Source organism: Streptomyces sp. CNT372 (genome assembly GCF_000377145.1).
Map to the genome: position 1 here is coordinate 61088 of NZ_KB897788.1, position 15876 is coordinate 76963.

Sequence of the window (15876 nt, forward strand, 5' to 3'; positions counted from 1 at the left end):
GGGAAGGGGACCGTGATGACCTCACTGCGCCTGGGCCCGCTGCTGCGCCAGGTCGACTGGGAGACCGGCACCACCGCCACCGTCTGGGTGGAGGCGGACCGCCCGTGCGCCGTGGAGGTCCGGTGCGGGAAGGGCGGCGGCGGTTCCTGCGGCACCTTCACCGTCGCCGGGCACCACTACGCCCTGGTCGTCGTCACCGGGCTGGCTCCCGGCGCCGAGACGCCCTACGAGGTGCTGCTCGACGGCGACCGGGTGTGGCCCGAGCCCGGCTCGCGCTATCCGCCGAGCACCATCCGCACCCCAGCCCCGGGCACGGACGACGCGGTCGTGGCCTTCGGCTCCTGCCGCTGGGCCGCGCCCGCGGCCGGCGCCCACGACCCCGTCGGCCCGGACGTGCTGGACGCCCTCGCCACCCGCCTCGCCGCCGACCCGGGCGCCCGCCGCCCGGACGTCCTGCTCCTCCTCGGCGACCAGGTCTACGCGGACGAGACCTCCGAGGCCACCCAGCGGTGGATCGCCGAACACCGCGCGTCCCACGGCACGGGCGCCGACGCCCCGCCCGACCAGGTCGCGGACTACGCGGAGTACACCCGGCTCTACGAGGAGTCCTGGCTCGACCCCGGGCTGCGCTGGCTGCTCTCCACCGTGCCGAGCTGCATGATCTTCGACGACCACGACGTCATCGACGACTGGAACACCAGCGAGGCCTGGCTCGCCGACATGCGCGCCACGCCCTGGTGGCAGGAGCGGATCATGGGCGGACTGATGTCGTACTGGGTGCACCAGCACCTGGGGAACCTCTCCCCCGCCGAACTCGCCGCCGACGAGGTGTACGCGCGGGTGCGCGCCGCCGAGGACGGCACGGCGGCGCTGCGCGCCTTCGCCGAGCGGGCCGACGCCGACCCGGTCTCGGTCCGCTGGAGCTACCGCCGCGACTTCGGGCGCACCCGGGTGCTGATGGTGGACACCCGGGCGGCACGCGTCCTGGACGAGCAGCAGCGGGAGATGCTCGACCCCTGTGAGGCCGACTGGCTGCGCGAACAGGCCCTGGACGCCCCCGAGGACGTCGACCACCTGCTGATCGGCACGTCCCTGCCCTGGCTCCTGCCGCCGATGATCCACTTCACCGAGGCGTGGCACGCGGCGCTCTGCCGGGGCGAACGCGGGGCCCGCTGGGCGCGGTTCGGGGAGAAGCTGCGCCGGGCGGCGGACCTGGAGCACTGGGCGGCCTTCCCCTCCTCGTTCGCGCGGCTGACCTCGCTGGTCGCGGAGGCCGGTGGCGGCCCCCACGCCCCGGCGACGGTCTGTGTGCTCTCCGGTGACGTGCACCACGCCTATGTGTCCCGGCCCTGGTGGCCGGCGGGGCGGCGGCCCGCGGCGCTGGTGTACCAGCTGACCTGCTCCCCGCTGCACAACTCGGTGCCCGCGGTGATGCGGGCCGGATTCCGCTTCGGCTGGAGCGAGTTCGCCCGGGGCATCGGCCATCTGCTGGCCCGGCACGGCCGGGTGGAGCGGCCGGACATCCGCTGGAAGCGCACCGGCGGGCCCTGGTTCGGCAACCAGCTGATGACCCTCACCCTGCGCGGACGGGTCGCGAAGCTGCGCCTGGAACGGGCGGAGCGCGAGCGGGAGCGGGACGGTGTCCGGATGGCGACGGTCCTGCACGAGGCCCTGACCCCCGCCGAACCCGCTCCGGACAAGCGCTGACACCTCTCCGCCCGGCCCCGGCCGAGGGGCGGGAACCGGCCAAGAGCTTTTTGTTGAACTTGCAAGTTTGAGTGAGGCACCCCTAACCTGTCGGCTCATCGGTTCCGTCCGTCCCCAACCGAAGGAGCCCCATGTCCGCCACGCCCCCCACCTCCCCGGGCCTCACCTCCCCGGGCCTCACCGAGCGGCTGAACGGCGCCCGGCCGTACGCCCTCGGCCTGTTCCGGATCGTCGTCGGCCTGCTGTTCCTCTGCCACGGCGCCGCCTCCCTCTTCGGCGTCCTCGGCGGCGCCCAGGGCGGCGGCACGGTCGAGGCCGGCACCTGGCCCGGCTGGTACGCCGCGGTCATCCAGCTCGTCGCGGGTGGCCTCGTGATGATCGGCACAGGCACCCGAACCGCCGCCTTCGTCGCCTCCGGCTCGATGGCGTACGCCTACTTCAAGGTCCACCAGCCCGAGGCGCTGTTCCCGCTGGAGAACAGCGGCGAGGCGTCCGCGATGTTCTGCTGGGCGTTCCTGCTGCTGGTGTTCACCGGCCCCGGCGCCCTGGCTCTGGACGGGCTGTTCCGCGGCCGCGCCACGGCCACCGGGGACACCCGTCAGGAGCCGAAGCAGACCCCGGCCGCCGTCTGACCGGCCGCCCCGGCCGCCGTCCGACCGGCCGCCCCGCGCGAACCGTGTGCCCGGTCCCCATCGGCGGAGGGGACCGGGCACACGGGCGTTTCCGGCCACCGGGTGCCCACCCGCCCGTACTGCTGTTCCCCGCATCCGCGTCCGTCGGCGACATCCCGCACCCCTGCGGAACCCGGATCCGCACGCCCGCGTACGCTGTACGACACTCCGGCGCCCTGGCCGCACCGCGCGGCCGGCACAGGTCCTAGCCGCCGGAACGGGGAGAGCCTGGTGCTGGAGACGCTGGGGGCGCTGACCGGCAGCCCTTGGATCTACGCCGTCGTGGCCCTGTCGGTCCTGCTCGACGTCTTCCTGCCGGTCCTCCCCAGCGGCGTCCTCGTGATCACCGCGGCGACCGCGGCCGCGGCCGGGACCACCGCGAACGGCGACGTCCGCACCGAAGTGCCGTCCCTCCTCGTGCTGCTGCTCTGCGCGGCCACCGCCTCCGTCCTCGGCGACCTCGTCGCCTACCGGCTCGCCTGGCGCGGCGGGGCGCGTTTCGACCGCGCGGTGGCCCGGTCACGGCGGCTCGCCAAGGCGCAGGAACGTCTCGGCTCAGCCCTCAGCCGGGGCGGCGGCGCCCTGGTCGTGGTGGCCCGGTTCGCCCCCGCCGGACGCTCGGTGGTCTCCCTCGGCGCGGGCGCGGCCCGGCGCACCGTACGCGAGTTCCTGCCGTGGTCGGCGCTGGCCGGGCTGGTGTGGGCCGCCTACAGCGTGGGCCTCGGCTGGTTCGGCGGCCAGTGGCTCGGTGCGAGCTGGGTCGGCGCGGCCGTCTCCGTCCTCGCGCTCTTCGCCGCCGGGCTGCTCGCCGCCTACGTCATGCGGCGTCCGGTGCGGACGCCCGCCGCGTAGCCGCGCCCCGCACCTCCAGGTCCTCCAGGAGTCTGCGGGTGGCCTCGGTGATCTCCGCCACCGCGCGGTCGAAGACCTCGCGGTTGTGCGCGGCGGGCGCGCGGAAGCCGGAGACCTTGCGCACGTACTGCAGGGCGGCGGCGCGCATGTCCTCCTCGGTGGCCTCCTCGGGGAGGACGGGCGGGCGAAGGGTCTTGATGCTGCGGCACATGTCTTCCAGTGTGCCGCGCACCACTGACATCGGGCGACCACCCGCCGCTACCGGCCCGTTAGAGTGCGGCGACCGCCCCTGCCCCCTGACCGAGGACCCCCTGTGACGCCCGCACCACCGCCTTCCCCCGCCGTGACCGTCGTCGGGATCGGGGCCGACGGCTGGCCCGGGCTCTCCCCCGCCGCCCGGGACGCGCTCCTCGGCGCCGAGGTCCTGATCGGCGGCCCCCGCCAGCTCGCCCTGCTGCCGCCCGAGTGCCCCGGCGCACGCGTGCCCTGGCCCAGCCCGCTGCGGCCCGCCGTCCCCCGCCTCCTCGGCGAGCACGCCGGACGCCGGATCGCGGTCCTCGCCAGCGGCGACCCCATGTTCCACGGCATCGGCCGCGCCCTCACCGAGGAACTCGGCCCGGACGCCCTGCGCGTCCTGCCGCACCCCTCCGCCGTCTCCCTGGCCTGCGCCCGCGTCGGCTGGGCCGTCGAGGACACCGAGGTGGTCAGCGTCGTCGGCCGGCCCCTCGCCCGTCTCGCCGCCGCCCTGCACCACGGCCGCCGGGTCCTCGTCCTCAGCGCGGGCGCCGCCACCCCGGCCGAGGTCGCCGCCCTGCTGCGGGACCGGGGCTTCGGGCCCAGCCGGATGCGCGTCCTCGAACAGCTCGGCGGCCCCGCCGAGCACCTCCGCGACGGCCTCGCCGCGACCTGGGACGCGCCCCCCGGCGACCCGCTGAACACCATCGCCCTCGACTGCCGCCGCGACCCCGCCGCCCCCCGCCTGTCCGCCGCTCCCGGCCTGCCCGACGACGCCTACGAGCACGACGGCCAGCTCACCAAGCGCCATGTCCGCGCCGCCACCCTCGCCGCCCTCGCCCCCGCGCCCGGCGAACTCCTCTGGGACGTCGGCGGCGGCTCCGGCTCCGTCGCCGTCGAATGGCTGCGCGTCCACCGCGACTGCCGGGCCGTCTGCGTGGAACGCGACCCCGCCCGCGCGGCCCGGATCACCCGCAACGCGGACACCCTCGGCGTCCCCGGCCTGCGCGTGGTCACCGGGGCCGCGCCCGGCGCCCTCGCCCGACTCCCGCGCCCCGACGCGGTGTTCATCGGCGGCGGCCTCACCGCGCCCGGCCTCCTGGACGCCTGCTGGGACGCCCTCCCGCCGGGCGGCCGGCTCGTCGCCAACACCGTCACCCTGGAGTCCGAGGCCCTCCTCGCCACGTGGCACCGCGCCCACGGCGGCGAGCTGACCCGCCTCGCGGTCTCCCACGCCGTCCCCGTCGGCGGCTTCACCGGCTGGCGCCAGGCCATGCCCGTCACCCAGTGGTCCGTCACCAAGTCTGGAGAGCAGTCATGACCGTGTACTTCATCGGCGCGGGCCCCGGGGCGGCCGACCTCATCACCCTCCGCGGCGCGCGCACCCTCGCGGCCTGCGGTGTCTGCCTGTACGCGGGCTCCCTCGTGCCCCGCGAACTCCTCGCCGAATGCCCGCCGGACGCCCGTCTGGTCGACACCGCGAACCTCGACCTGGACGCGATCACCGCCGAACTGGTCCGCGCCCACGAGGAGGGCCACGACGTGGCCCGCCTCCACTCGGGCGACCCGGCCGTCTTCAGCGCCGTCGCCGAACAGATGCGGCGCCTGGACGCGGCGGGCGTCCCGTACGAAGTCGTCCCGGGCGTCCCCGCGTTCGCCGCCGCGGCCGCCGCGCTGAAGCGGGAACTGACCGTCCCCGCCGTCGGGCAGACCGTCATCCTGACCCGCGTCGCCCAGCAGGCCACCCCGATGCCCGACGGCGAGGACCTGGCCACGCTCGGCCGCAGCGGCGCCCTCCTCGTCCTCCACCTCGCGGCCCGCTACGCGGACCGGATCGTCGGCGAACTCCTCCCCCACTACGGGGCGGACTGCCCCGCGGCCGTCGTCGCGATGGCCAGCCGCCCGGACGAACTCGTCCTGCGCGGCACCCTCGGGGACATCGCCGACCGCCTCAAGGCGGCGGGCATCACCCGCACCGCCGTCATCCTCGTCGGCCGCACACTGGGGGCCACCCAGTTCCCCGACAGCCACCTCTACTCCCCCGACAGGGCCCGCCCTTAGGAGGTGTCCGGCGGATCCTGGCCAGAGCCGGGACACCCCCGCCAGGGCTACCGCACCGACGACCGCCCCACCACCACACCCGCCAGGGCTACCGCACCGACGACCGCCCCACCACCACACCCGCCCGGTCCACGCACACCACGTCCACCGCCACCGGCGCGCCCCGCAGCACCTCCAGTGCCCGGTCCCGCGCCTCCGCGGCGACCAGGTCCCCGAGCGGCACCCCCGCCGCCTCGCACAGGCGCAGCGCCGCCAGCCCCGTGTTCGCCCCGGCGACCGCCGCCACCAGCTCCCCGTCCGCCCCGCCCGTCCGCGCCAGCTCCGCCAGGAACCCCTTGTCCACCTGCGACCGCGCCGAGTGCAGGTCCAGATGCCCCGCCGCCAGCTTCGACAGTTTCGCGAACCCCCCGCACACGGTGAGCCGTTCGACCGGATGCCGGCGCACGTACTTGAGGACCGCGCCCGCGAAGTCCCCCATGTCCAGCAGCGCGTCCTCCGGAAGTCCGTAGAGCGCGACCACCGTCTTCTCCGACGTGGACCCCGTGCACCCCGCCACATGCGTCCGCCCCGCCGCACGCGCCACGTCCACCCCGCGCCGGATGGAGTCGATCCACGCCGAGCAGGAGTACGGCACCACGATCCCGGTCGTCCCCAGCACCGACAGCCCGCCCAGGATCCCCAGCCGGGGGTTCCAGGTGGACCGGGCGATCTCCTCGCCGTGGTCGACGGAGACCGTGATCTCCACGTCCCCGCCGCCCCCGTGCCGCTCCGCCACGCGCGCGACATGCGCGCGCATCATCTCCCGGGGCACCGGGTTGATCGCGGGCTCGCCCACCTCCAGCGGGAGCCCCGGCCGGGTGACCGTGCCCACGCCCGGCCCGGCGCGGAAGACCACCCCCGACCCGGCGGGCAGCGCCCGTACCGTCGCCCGGACCAGCGCGCCGTGCGTGACGTCCGGGTCGTCGCCCGCGTCCTTCACCACCCCGGCCATGGCCACCGGACCGGCACCCGCCCCGCCCGCACCCCCCACGTCCAGCGACTCCACCGCGAGCGCGAACGCCGGGGTCTGCCCCTTCGGCAGCGTGATCGTCACCGGGTCGGGGAACTCCCCGGTCAGCAGCGCCGTGTACGCCGCCGTGGTCGCGGCCGTCGCGCAGGCCCCGGTCGTCCACCCGGGCCGCAGCCCGGTGTGCTTGAGTTGGGCGTCCCGCCCGGACGCCGACGTACCCGCCCCCGCCTCACCCATGGACGACGAACCCCATGCCGCTGCCACCCACCGGCCCGCAGGACCGCCCCGCTCGCCGCGCCGGCCACACCGCCCACGTACTCGTCCTCGGGGGCACCACCGAGGGCCGCCGCGTCGCCGAACTGCTGCACGCGGACGGCACACGCGTCACCAGCAGCCTGGCCGGCCGGGTCGCCGCGCCCCGCACCCCGCCCGGCGAGGTCCGGATCGGCGGCTTCGGCGGCCCCGCCGGTCTCACGTGCTGGCTGCGCGCGCACGCGGTGGACGCGGTCATCGACGCCACCCATCCCTTCGCCCGTACGATCAGTTTCCACGCGGCCCTGGCGGCCGCCGACGCCTATGTTCCCCTGCTGGCCCTGCGCCGGCCCGGCTGGGCACCGGTGGCAGGCGACGACTGGCACCCGGTCGGCTCCCTCGACGAGGCGGCCGGGACCGCCCGCGCCCTCGGCGAGCGGGTGTTCCTGACCACCGGCCGGATGGGCCTCGCCACGTTCGCGCACGTCACGGACGCCTGGTTCCTGGTCCGCTCCGTCGACCCGCCCGAGGGCCCGTGCCCGCCGCGCCTGGAGGTGCTGCTGGACCGGGGGCCGTTCACCCTCGACGGGGAACGCGAGCTGCTGCGCCGACACCGGATCGAGGTGCTGGTCACCAAGGACAGCGGCGGCGAAGCGACCGCGCCGAAGCTGACGGCCGCGCGGGAGGCGGGCGTCCCCGTGGTGGTCGTCCGCCGCCCGCCGGTCCCGGAGGGCGTCCCGGCGGCGGCCACCCCGGAGGAGGCCGCCGCCTGGGCTCGGTCCCTCTGACGGCTCCCGGCTAAGGCCTGTCGGACATGCCTTGGTCCGGATACCGCCGGGGCGTCCAGACGATCTCCTGCCCACCGGCCCCCGGTCCGGAAGCCTTGGAGCCGCCCCGCCGCGCCATCCGCGTCTGCGAGGAGCCGACCAGCAGGATCGTCCGCATGTCGACCTGCGCCGGGTCCAGGTCGGCGAGGCGCACGATCCGCACGCTCTCCTCCGGCCCGCCGACGTCCCGGCCCAGCACCACCGGCGTGTCCGGGGCCCGGTACTCCAGCAGCAGTTCGCGCGCCTTGCCGACCTGCCAGGTACGGCTGCGCGAGCCCGGGTTGTAGAGCGCGAGCACCAGGTCCGCCGCCGCTGCCGCGCGCAGCCGCTCCGCGATGACCTCCCACGGCTTGAGCCGGTCGGAGAGCGAGAGGACCGCGTAGTCGTGGCCGAGCGGCGCGCCCGCCTTCGCGGCGGCGGCGTTCGCGGCGGTGACACCGGGCAGGACGCGGACGGGCACGTCCGTGTACCGCTCCTCCGACGCGACCTCCAGCACGGCCGTGGCCATGGCGAACACCCCGGGGTCGCCGCCGGACACGACCGCGACGCGGCGGCCCCGGCGGGCCAGGTCGAGGGCGAACTCGGCGCGCTCGGACTCGACCTTGTTGTCCGAGCCGTGCCGGACCTGGCCCGGGCGCACCGGGACCCGGTCCAGATAGGTGGTGTAGCCGACGAGTTCGTCCGCGTCGGCGAGGGCCCGCCGGGTCTCGGGGGTGAGCCAGAGCGGCCCGGCCGGCCCGGTCCCGACGACCACGACCTCACCCCTGCCCCTGCCGGGCGCGCACCCGTCACGCGGGCCGGCGTCGGGACCGGGGTCGGGACCGGGACCGGGACCGGGTTCGGCCGCCCGGTTCGCGATCCGGCTGGGCACCACCGCGACGGAGAAGTACGGCACGCTCTCCGGGTCGATCTCCGCGAGCGCGCCCGTGCGTTCGCCGCTCATCGTGGCGCGCTCCACGTAGCGGGCCTCGTCCAGCCGGCCCGAGGTCTCCAGCGCGCGGCGCACGGCCGGGAAGGTGCGGCCGAGCTTCATCACCACGGCGGAGTCGGTCGCGGCAAGGCGCGCGGCCAGCTCGTCCTCCGGCAGGGTGCCGGGGATGACGGTGAGGACCTCCTCCGCCTCGCAGAGCGGGGTGCCGAGCCGGGCGGCGGAGGCGCTGATCGAGGTGACGCCGGGGATGACCTCGGTGGGGTACCGGTGCGCGAGCCGCTTGTGCATGTGCTGGTAGGAGCCGTAGAAGAACGGGTCGCCTTCGGCGAGGACGGCGACCGTGCGGCCCGCGTCGAGGTGCGCGGCGAGCCGGGCGGCGGCCTCCTCGTAGAAGTCGTCGAGCGCGCCCCGGTAGCCGCCGGGGTGGTCGGTCGTCTCGACGGTGATCGGGTACATCAGCCGCTCCTCGATCTGCTCGGGACGCAGATGCGGGGCGGCGATGGAACGCGCGATGGAACGCCCGTGGCGCGCGCAGTGGTACGCGACCACATCGGCCTCGGCGATGGCGCGGGCGGCCCGCAGGGTCATCAGCTCGGGGTCGCCGGGACCGAGCCCGACACCGTAGAGCCGCCCGGCGCGGGGGGCGGGGGCGTCCCCGGGCGGCGCGCCCGGCGCGGCACCGGGCGCGGTGCCGGGCGCGGTGCCGGACAGGGGCGGGGAGCCGGGCCCGGAGGCCGGCGCGGAGGCCGGCGCTCCGCCGTGGGCGGTGCCGGGCACCGGCGCGGAGGCCGGCGCTCCGCCGGGTGTGGACGCGGAACCCGGTCCGGGTGCGGAGCCCGGTCCCGGCGCGGAACCCAGTCCCGGCGCGGAGTCCGATCCGGGTGCGGAGCCCGGCGCGGGCGCGGCGTCCATGGCGGCGCCAGGCGCGAAGGCGGTGCCGAAGGCATCACCCGGTCCCGGCGCGGACGCGTCACGCGGTCCGGGTGCGGGCGCGGTGGACGGCGTGGTCCGGTCGGTGCTCATTCCGCCTCGCTCGCGATCGCGTTGACCGCCGCCGCCGCCATCGCACTGCCGCCCCGCCGCCCGCGCACCACCAGGTGCTCCAGGCCGAGCGGGGACGCGGCGAGCGCGTCCTTGGACTCGGCCGCGCCGATGAATCCGACGGGCGCGCCGATCACCGCGGCCGGCCGGGGCGCGCCCTCGGCGATCATCTCCAGAAGCCGGAACAGCGCGGTGGGCGCGTTGCCGACGGCGACGACCGAGCCCTCCAGCCGGTCGCGCCACAGCTCCAGCGCGGCGGCGGACCGGGTGGTGCCGAGCTTCGCGGCGAGCGCGGGCACGGACGGGTCGGAGAGCGTGCAGACCACGTCGTTGCCGGCGGGCAGGCGCTTACGGGTGACACCGCTGGCGACCATCTGCGCGTCGCACAGGATCGGGGCGCCCGCGCGCAGGGCCTCGCGGGCCCGCAGGACGACTCCCGGCGAGTACGCGAGGTCGCGCACGAGGTCGACCATGCCGCAGGCGTGGATCATCCGGACCGCCACCTGCGACACCTCGGCGGGCAGGCCGGTCAGGTCCGCCTCGGCGCGGATCGTGGCAAAGGACTGGCGGTAGATCTCCGCCCCGTCCTTCTCGTACTCGAACACGGTGCTCTCGCTCACTTCGTCGTCGCTACTCGGGGATGGGGGACAGGGGGTGGGCGCGGTCCCCACCGGACGGGCCGCAACCGGACGGGCCACCACCGGCGGACGGGCCGCCACCTGACGAGCCGGGGACGCGCGGGCCCGGACCGGGCCCGCCACCGCCCCCGGCTGCAGCCGGCACCGCCGCGAGCGCCCCCGCCAGCGCGTCGGGCCCGAGGCCCGCCCCGCCGGGGCCGGGGACGCCGTGGACCGCCAGGTCGTACTGTCCGTCGCCGGTCGCGACGACGTCCGCCCAGGCCCCTCGCGGGTGGCCGCAGCGGCGGGCGCAGCCGGAGAGGTACACGGGCAGGCCGCCGCCGGGGGCCGGGGCCGCGCCCGTGAGCCGCCGCGTCGCGCCCACGAGTTCGGCGGCGTCGGCCCGTACGTCGGAGAGCGCCTTGCCGCAGCCGGGCCGCCCGGTGCACGCGCCGACGACCCGCCAGGGGGAGGCCGGGTCGGTGACGAGTCCGGCGACGGCGAGCGCGGCGAGGCGGTCGGCGGGGACGCCGGTCAGGACCACACCGCGCCAGGGCGTGACGCGCAGTTCCCCCGTCCCCCGGCGCTCGGCGGTCCGGGCGAGCAGCCGCCACTGCGCGCTGGTGAGGCGGCCCAGGGGCGCGAGCACATACCCGTACTCCCCCGGAACCGGCCCCTGAGCGGGCGCGGCGGCCACCGGCGCCACCGGCACCGCCTCCGCCCGTACCCCCGCCTTCGCGGCCCGCGCGGCCAGCGCCTCCCCCGAGGGGCCCTGCCCGGGCGGGAGTTCACGCACCCGCCAGGCACCGGTCCCGCTCGCGTCGACCGCGTCGAGGAACGCCTGCGCCGCGACGATCATCGTGCGCGGCCCGTCCGGCGCGGCCACCCGCACGCCCGCCGACTCCCCGGCCCGCACGACCACCCCGGCGCCGGCCTCCGTCCGCTCTGCGATCAACGTCACATCCGCGGCGAGGTCCGCCATGTCCCCGCGCCCGTCGTCGAGGGCGAAGAGGAAGCGCCCGGACAGCGCCGTCGTCCGCGTGCTCGCGCACAGCAGGGCGTCCAGGGTGCGGGCGAGGGGCTGCACGTCCAGGTGCCCCCGGCCGTCGAGCCCGGAGAGCGGGGAGGCGACGATGTTGCGGACGCGTTCGTGGCCGGGCGCGGGCAGCAGGCCCACCGCGTCCAGCAGCGCGGCCAACTCGCCGCCGCAGGAGGCCCCGAGGCCCCGGAGCTGGAGGTTGCCGCGGGAGGTGATGTCGAGTGCGCCGTCGCCGAGCCGGTCCGCCGCGTCCGCGAGGGCGTACGCCTGGCGCGCGTCGAGGGCCCCGGCGGGGACACGTATCCGGGCCAGCGCGCCGTCGTCGGCCGTGTGCAGCCGCAGCGCCCCGGGGCAGGCGTCGCCCCGGTCCCGCGCGGGCGCTCCCCCGTCCGGGGCGGGCGCGTCGCCACGGTCCCGGTGGTCCCGTCCGGGTGTTTCGTCCCGGTTCAGGCGGTTGGCGGGGGGCGGAGGCATGGCGGCGAGCATACCGACCATCACACAAGGCGCCCTGCTCCGGAGGACGTGACGGCCCTTACTATGCTCAGCGGCGGACCACACGGTCCGTCACCGCCGATGACGGCGTCAGGGGAGGAAGCCCGGTGCGATTCCGGCGCGGTCCCGCCACTGTGAGCCCGGCAGTCGCGCAGCACGCGCGGCCCGCCGGGTGAGCCAGGAACTCCCGCCGTCCTCCACCGCCCGGGGCGCGGAAACCCCGAGGAAGGCCAGCTGTCGCATGACGCTCCCGTCCCAGGACACCACGCAGCCCACCACCACCCAGGCCGCCGGGCAGCCGAGCCCGCAGCCGGCTTCGCAGAGCGGCGCCCCGCAGCCCGCCACCCGCATCCTGCTCCTGTCGACCTCCGACACCGACCTGCTCAGCGCCCGCGCGGCCGGCGGCCCGGTCTCGTACCGCTACGCGAACCCGTCCCGGCTCCCGCTCGACGACCTGCCCGGCCTGCTGGAGGGCAGCGATCTCGTCGTGGTCCGCCTTCTCGGCGGGCTGCGCGCCTGGCAGGAGGGGATCGACCAACTCCTCGCGCAGGACCGCCCGGTCGTCGTCCTGACCGGCGAACAGGCCCCGGACGCCCAGCTCATGGAGACGTCCACCGTCCCCATCGGCATCGCCGCCGAGGCGCACGCCTACCTCGCGCACGGCGGCCCGGCCAACCTGGAGCAGCTGGCCCGTTTCCTCGCCGACACCGTGCTGCTCACCGGCCACGGCTTCGAGCCGCCGGCCGCCGCGCCCTCCTGGGGCGAGCTGGGGCGCCCGGTGCGCCGGGAGAACCCGGACGGCCCGCTGGTCGCCGTCCTCTACTACCGCGCGCACCACATGAGCGGCAACACCGCCTTCGTGGACGCCCTGTGCACCGCCGTCGAGGAGGCGGGCGCCCGGGCGCTGCCGCTGTATGTGGCCTCCCTGCGCGCCCCGGAGGACGAGCTGCTGGAGCGGCTGCGCGGTGCGGACGCCCTGGTGACCACGGTCCTCGCTGCGGGCGGCACCCGCCCGGCGGACGCCTCCGCGGGCGGCGACGACGAGTCCTGGGACGCGGGCGCGCTCGCCTCCCTCGACGTGCCGGTGCTCCAGGCGCTGTGCCTGACCAGCCCGCGCGCCGCGTGGGAGGAGAACGACGAGGGCCTCTCCCCGCTGGACGCGGCGACCCAGGTCGCGGTGCCCGAGTTCGACGGGCGGCTGATCACCGTGCCGTTCTCGTTCAAGGAGATCGACGCCGACGGCCTGCCGGCCTACGTCCCGGACCCGGAGCGGGCCGCGCGGGTCGCGGGGATCGCGGTCCGGCACGCCCGGCTGCGGCACATCGCGAACGCCCGGAAGCGGATCGCCCTGGTGCTGTCCGCGTACCCGACCAAGCACTCCCGGATCGGCAACGCGGTCGGCCTGGACACCCCGGCCTCGGCGGTGGCGCTGCTGCGCCGGCTGCTGGCGGAGGGCTACGACTTCGGCCCGGCCGAGGAGATCCCGGGCCTGGTGTCGGGGGACGGCGACGAGCTGATCCGGGCCCTGATCGAAGCGGGCGGCCACGACCAGGACTGGCTGACCGAGGATCAGTTGGCCCGCAACCCGGTCCGCATCCCGGCCGCCGACTACCGGCGCTGGTTCGCGACGCTGCCGGCGGAGCTGCGGGAGGCGGTGGAGGAGCACTGGGGGCCCGCGCCCGGCGAGATGTTCCTGGACCGCTCGCGCAACCCGGAGGGCGACATCGTCCTCGCGGCCCTGCGGCGCGGGAACCTGCTGGTCGTCATCCAGCCGCCGCGCGGCTTCGGCGAGAACCCGATCGCGATCTACCACGACCCCGATCTGCCGCCCTCGCACCACTACCTGGCGGCCTACCGCTGGATCGCGGCGCGCGCGGACGACGGCGGTTTCGGCGCGGACGCCATGATCCACCTGGGCAAGCACGGCAACCTGGAGTGGCTGCCGGGCAAGAACGCCGGCCTGTCGGCGGCCTGCGCCCCGGACGCGGCGCTGGGCGACCTGCCGCTGGTCTACCCGTTCCTGGTCAACGACCCGGGCGAGGGCACCCAGGCCAAGCGCCGGGTGCACGCCACCCTGGTGGACCACCTTGTCCCGCCGATGGCCCGGGCCGACTCGTACGGCGACATCGCGCGCCTGGAGCAACTCCTCGACGAGTACGCGCAGATCAGCGCCATGGACCCGGCGAAGCTGCCGGCGATCCGGGCGCAGATCTGGACGCTGATCCAGGCGGCGAAGCTGGACCACGACCTGGGCATGGCGGACCGGCCGGACGACGACGGCTTCGACGACTTCCTGCTGCACGTCGACGGCTGGCTGTGCGAGGTCAAGGACGCGCAGATCCGTGACGGCCTACATGTCCTGGGCGGCGCGCCGACCGGGCCGGAGCGGGTCAACCTGGTGCTGTCCATCCTGCGGGCGCGGCAGATCTGGGGCGGCACGGCCGCGCTGCCGGGGCTGCGCGAGGCGCTCGGCCTGGACGAGTCGGCGGCGACCCGGCGCTCGGCCGACGAGGCCGAGGCGAAGGCGCGCGAGCTGGTCGAGGCGATGGAGGCGGCGGGCTGGGACCCGGCGGCGGTGCCCTCGGAGCACGGCGAGGACGTGGCGGCGGTGCTGCGGTTCGCGGCGACCGAGGTGGTGCCCCGGCTGGGCCGGACCACCGATGAACTCGCGCACGCGGTCCACGCGCTGAACGGCGGCTTCGTGCCGGCGGGTCCGTCCGGCTCGCCGTTGCGCGGGCTGGTCAACGTGCTGCCGACGGGACGCAATTTCTACTCGGTCGACCCGAAGGCGGTGCCCTCGCGGCTGGCCTGGGAGACGGGGCAGGCCCTCGCGGACTCCCTGCTGACCCGCTACCGGGAGGACAACGGCGACTGGCCCGTCTCGGTCGGTCTGTCGCTGTGGGGCACGAGCGCCATGCGCACGGCCGGCGACGACATCGCGGAGGCGCTGGCCCTGCTGGGCGTCCGGCCGGTGTGGGACGACGCCTCGCGCCGGGTGAACGGTCTGGAGGCGATCCCGCTGGAGGAGCTGGGCCGGCCGCGTATCGATGTGACGCTGCGGATCTCGGGCTTCTTCCGGGACGCCTTCCCGCACACCATCGGGCTGCTGGACGACGCGGTCCGGCTCGCGGCCTCCCTGGACGAGCCGGCGGAGCAGAACCACGTCCGCGCCCACGCCCAGGCCGACCTGGCCGAACACGGCGACGAACGCCGTGCCACCACCCGCATCTTCGGCTCCCGGCCGGGGACCTACGGGGCGGGGCTCCTCCAGCTGATCGACTCCCGCGACTGGCGCACCGACGCGGACCTGGCCGAGGTGTACACGGTGTGGGGCGGCTACGCGTACGGGCGCGGTCTGGACGGCCGGGCGGCGCGCGAGGAGATGGAGACCGCGTACAAGCGGATCGCGGTGGCCGCGAAGAACACGGACACCCGTGAGCACGACATCGCGGACTCGGACGACTACTTCCAGTACCACGGCGGCATGGTGGCGACCGTGCGGGCGCTGCGGGGCACGGCCCCCGAGGCGTACATCGGCGACTCCACCCGTCCGGAGACGGTGCGCACCCGCACCCTGGTGGAGGAGACCTCCCGGGTCTTCCGCGCCCGCGTGGTCAACCCCCGCTGGATCGAGGCGATGCGCCGCCACGGTTACAAGGGCGCGTTCGAGCTGGCGGCGACGGTGGACTACCTCTTCGGCTACGACGCGACGACGGGTGTCGTCGCCGACTGGATGTACGACAAGCTGACCGAGACCTACGTCCTCGACCCGGAGAACCGCGCCTTCCTCCAGGAGGCCAACCCCTGGGCCCTGCACGGCATCGCCGAACGCCTCCTGGAGGCCGAGTCCCGCGGCATGTGGGAGAAGCCCGACCCGGCCACGCTGGCGGCCCTCCGCCAGGTCTACCTGGAGACGGAAGGCGACCTGGAGTCCGACGACACGTGACCGGCGCTCCGGCGTGACCGGCCCTCGTGACCGGCCCTCGCGCCCCGGCCTCCGGCGCGGCTGACCCGTTCCGGGCCGGCCCGGACCCTGGTCCGGGCCGGGGGCCGGGGGTCGGGAGGCCGTGGCCCGGCCGGGGGTCGGGGGTCGGGAGGCCGTGGCTGGGGGCCGGGCCACGGAAAAGGTGACGGGGCAGGCGC

General features: G+C 76.3%; 12 protein-coding genes and 1 riboswitch. Of the genes, 7 read left to right on the forward strand and 5 right to left on the reverse strand.

Annotated elements, in window-relative coordinates; translation table 11 throughout:
• The first annotated feature begins 15 nt into the window (after positions 1–15).
• The 3 genes from C593_RS0123775 (at position 16) to C593_RS0123785 (ending at position 3230) form a co-directional block, all read left to right on the forward strand.
• Complete coding sequence (locus C593_RS0123775; protein ID WP_018849834.1) at positions 16–1707, forward strand: alkaline phosphatase D family protein; 1692 nt, start codon at positions 16–18, stop codon at positions 1705–1707.
• A gap of 131 nt (positions 1708–1838) precedes the next feature.
• Positions 1839–2339 (forward strand): DoxX family protein, encoded by a 501-nt coding sequence (locus tag C593_RS0123780; RefSeq protein ID WP_018849835.1) that lies wholly within the window; start codon positions 1839–1841, stop codon positions 2337–2339.
• A 270-nt stretch (positions 2340–2609) separates the two neighbouring features.
• On the forward strand, positions 2610–3230 hold the full coding sequence (locus C593_RS0123785) for a VTT domain-containing protein (protein WP_018849836.1): 621 nt from the start codon (positions 2610–2612) through the stop codon (positions 3228–3230).
• On the opposite strand, the gene C593_RS0123790 is transcribed toward C593_RS0123785, so the two are convergent.
• Positions 3196–3441 carry a DUF2277 domain-containing protein gene (locus C593_RS0123790; protein ID WP_018849837.1) on the reverse strand — a complete coding sequence of 82 codons (246 nt, stop codon included), beginning with the start codon at positions 3439–3441 and terminating at the stop codon, positions 3196–3198. The genes C593_RS0123785 and C593_RS0123790 overlap by 35 nt on opposite strands.
• A 102-nt stretch (positions 3442–3543) precedes the next feature.
• Here C593_RS0123790 and C593_RS0123795 point away from each other — a divergent pair, with 102 nt between their 5' ends.
• Together C593_RS0123795 and cobM are read left to right on the forward strand one after the other, a co-directional pair.
• A complete protein-coding gene (locus C593_RS0123795; protein WP_037746901.1) occupies positions 3544–4785 on the forward strand; it encodes a bifunctional cobalt-precorrin-7 (C(5))-methyltransferase/cobalt-precorrin-6B (C(15))-methyltransferase in 1242 nt (413 codons plus the stop codon).
• Positions 4782–5525 carry a precorrin-4 C(11)-methyltransferase gene (gene cobM / locus C593_RS0123800; RefSeq protein ID WP_018849839.1) on the forward strand — a complete coding sequence of 248 codons (744 nt, stop codon included), beginning with the start codon at positions 4782–4784 and terminating at the stop codon, positions 5523–5525. The genes C593_RS0123795 and cobM overlap by 4 nt, the downstream gene beginning before the upstream one ends.
• An 88-nt stretch (positions 5526–5613) precedes the next feature.
• On the opposite strand, the gene C593_RS0123805 is transcribed toward cobM, so the two are convergent.
• Positions 5614–6771 carry a cobalt-precorrin-5B (C(1))-methyltransferase gene (locus C593_RS0123805; RefSeq protein ID WP_018849840.1) on the reverse strand — a complete coding sequence of 386 codons (1158 nt, stop codon included), beginning with the start codon at positions 6769–6771 and terminating at the stop codon, positions 5614–5616.
• A 14-nt stretch (positions 6772–6785) separates the two neighbouring features.
• Here C593_RS0123805 and C593_RS0123810 point away from each other — a divergent pair, with 14 nt between their 5' ends.
• Positions 6786–7574, forward strand: a complete 789-nt coding sequence (locus tag C593_RS0123810; RefSeq protein WP_018849841.1) for a cobalt-precorrin-6A reductase — start codon at positions 6786–6788, stop codon at positions 7572–7574.
• Between the two features lie 10 nt (positions 7575–7584).
• On the opposite strand, the gene C593_RS0123815 is transcribed toward C593_RS0123810, so the two are convergent.
• From C593_RS0123815 to cobG, 3 genes are read right to left on the reverse strand one after another with little or no spacing between them, the layout of a single operon-like run.
• Positions 7585–9567 (reverse strand): precorrin-2 C(20)-methyltransferase, encoded by a 1983-nt coding sequence (locus C593_RS0123815; RefSeq protein WP_018849842.1) that lies wholly within the window; start codon positions 9565–9567, stop codon positions 7585–7587.
• Positions 9564–10205, reverse strand: a complete 642-nt coding sequence (locus C593_RS0123820; protein ID WP_018849843.1) for a precorrin-8X methylmutase — start codon at positions 10203–10205, stop codon at positions 9564–9566. Before C593_RS0123820 ends, C593_RS0123815 begins: the two co-directional genes overlap by 4 nt.
• Positions 10206–10215: 10 nt before the next feature.
• Complete coding sequence (gene cobG, locus C593_RS0123825) at positions 10216–11727, reverse strand: precorrin-3B synthase (RefSeq protein ID WP_106434747.1); 1512 nt, start codon at positions 11725–11727, stop codon at positions 10216–10218.
• A gap of 70 nt (positions 11728–11797) precedes the next feature.
• Positions 11798–11927, forward strand: a riboswitch (cobalamin riboswitch).
• A 47-nt stretch (positions 11928–11974) separates the two neighbouring features.
• Here cobG and cobN point away from each other — a divergent pair.
• A complete protein-coding gene (cobN, locus tag C593_RS0123830) occupies positions 11975–15679 on the forward strand; it encodes a cobaltochelatase subunit CobN (RefSeq protein WP_018849845.1) in 3705 nt (1234 codons plus the stop codon).
• Positions 15680–15876: the final 197 nt, after the last annotated feature.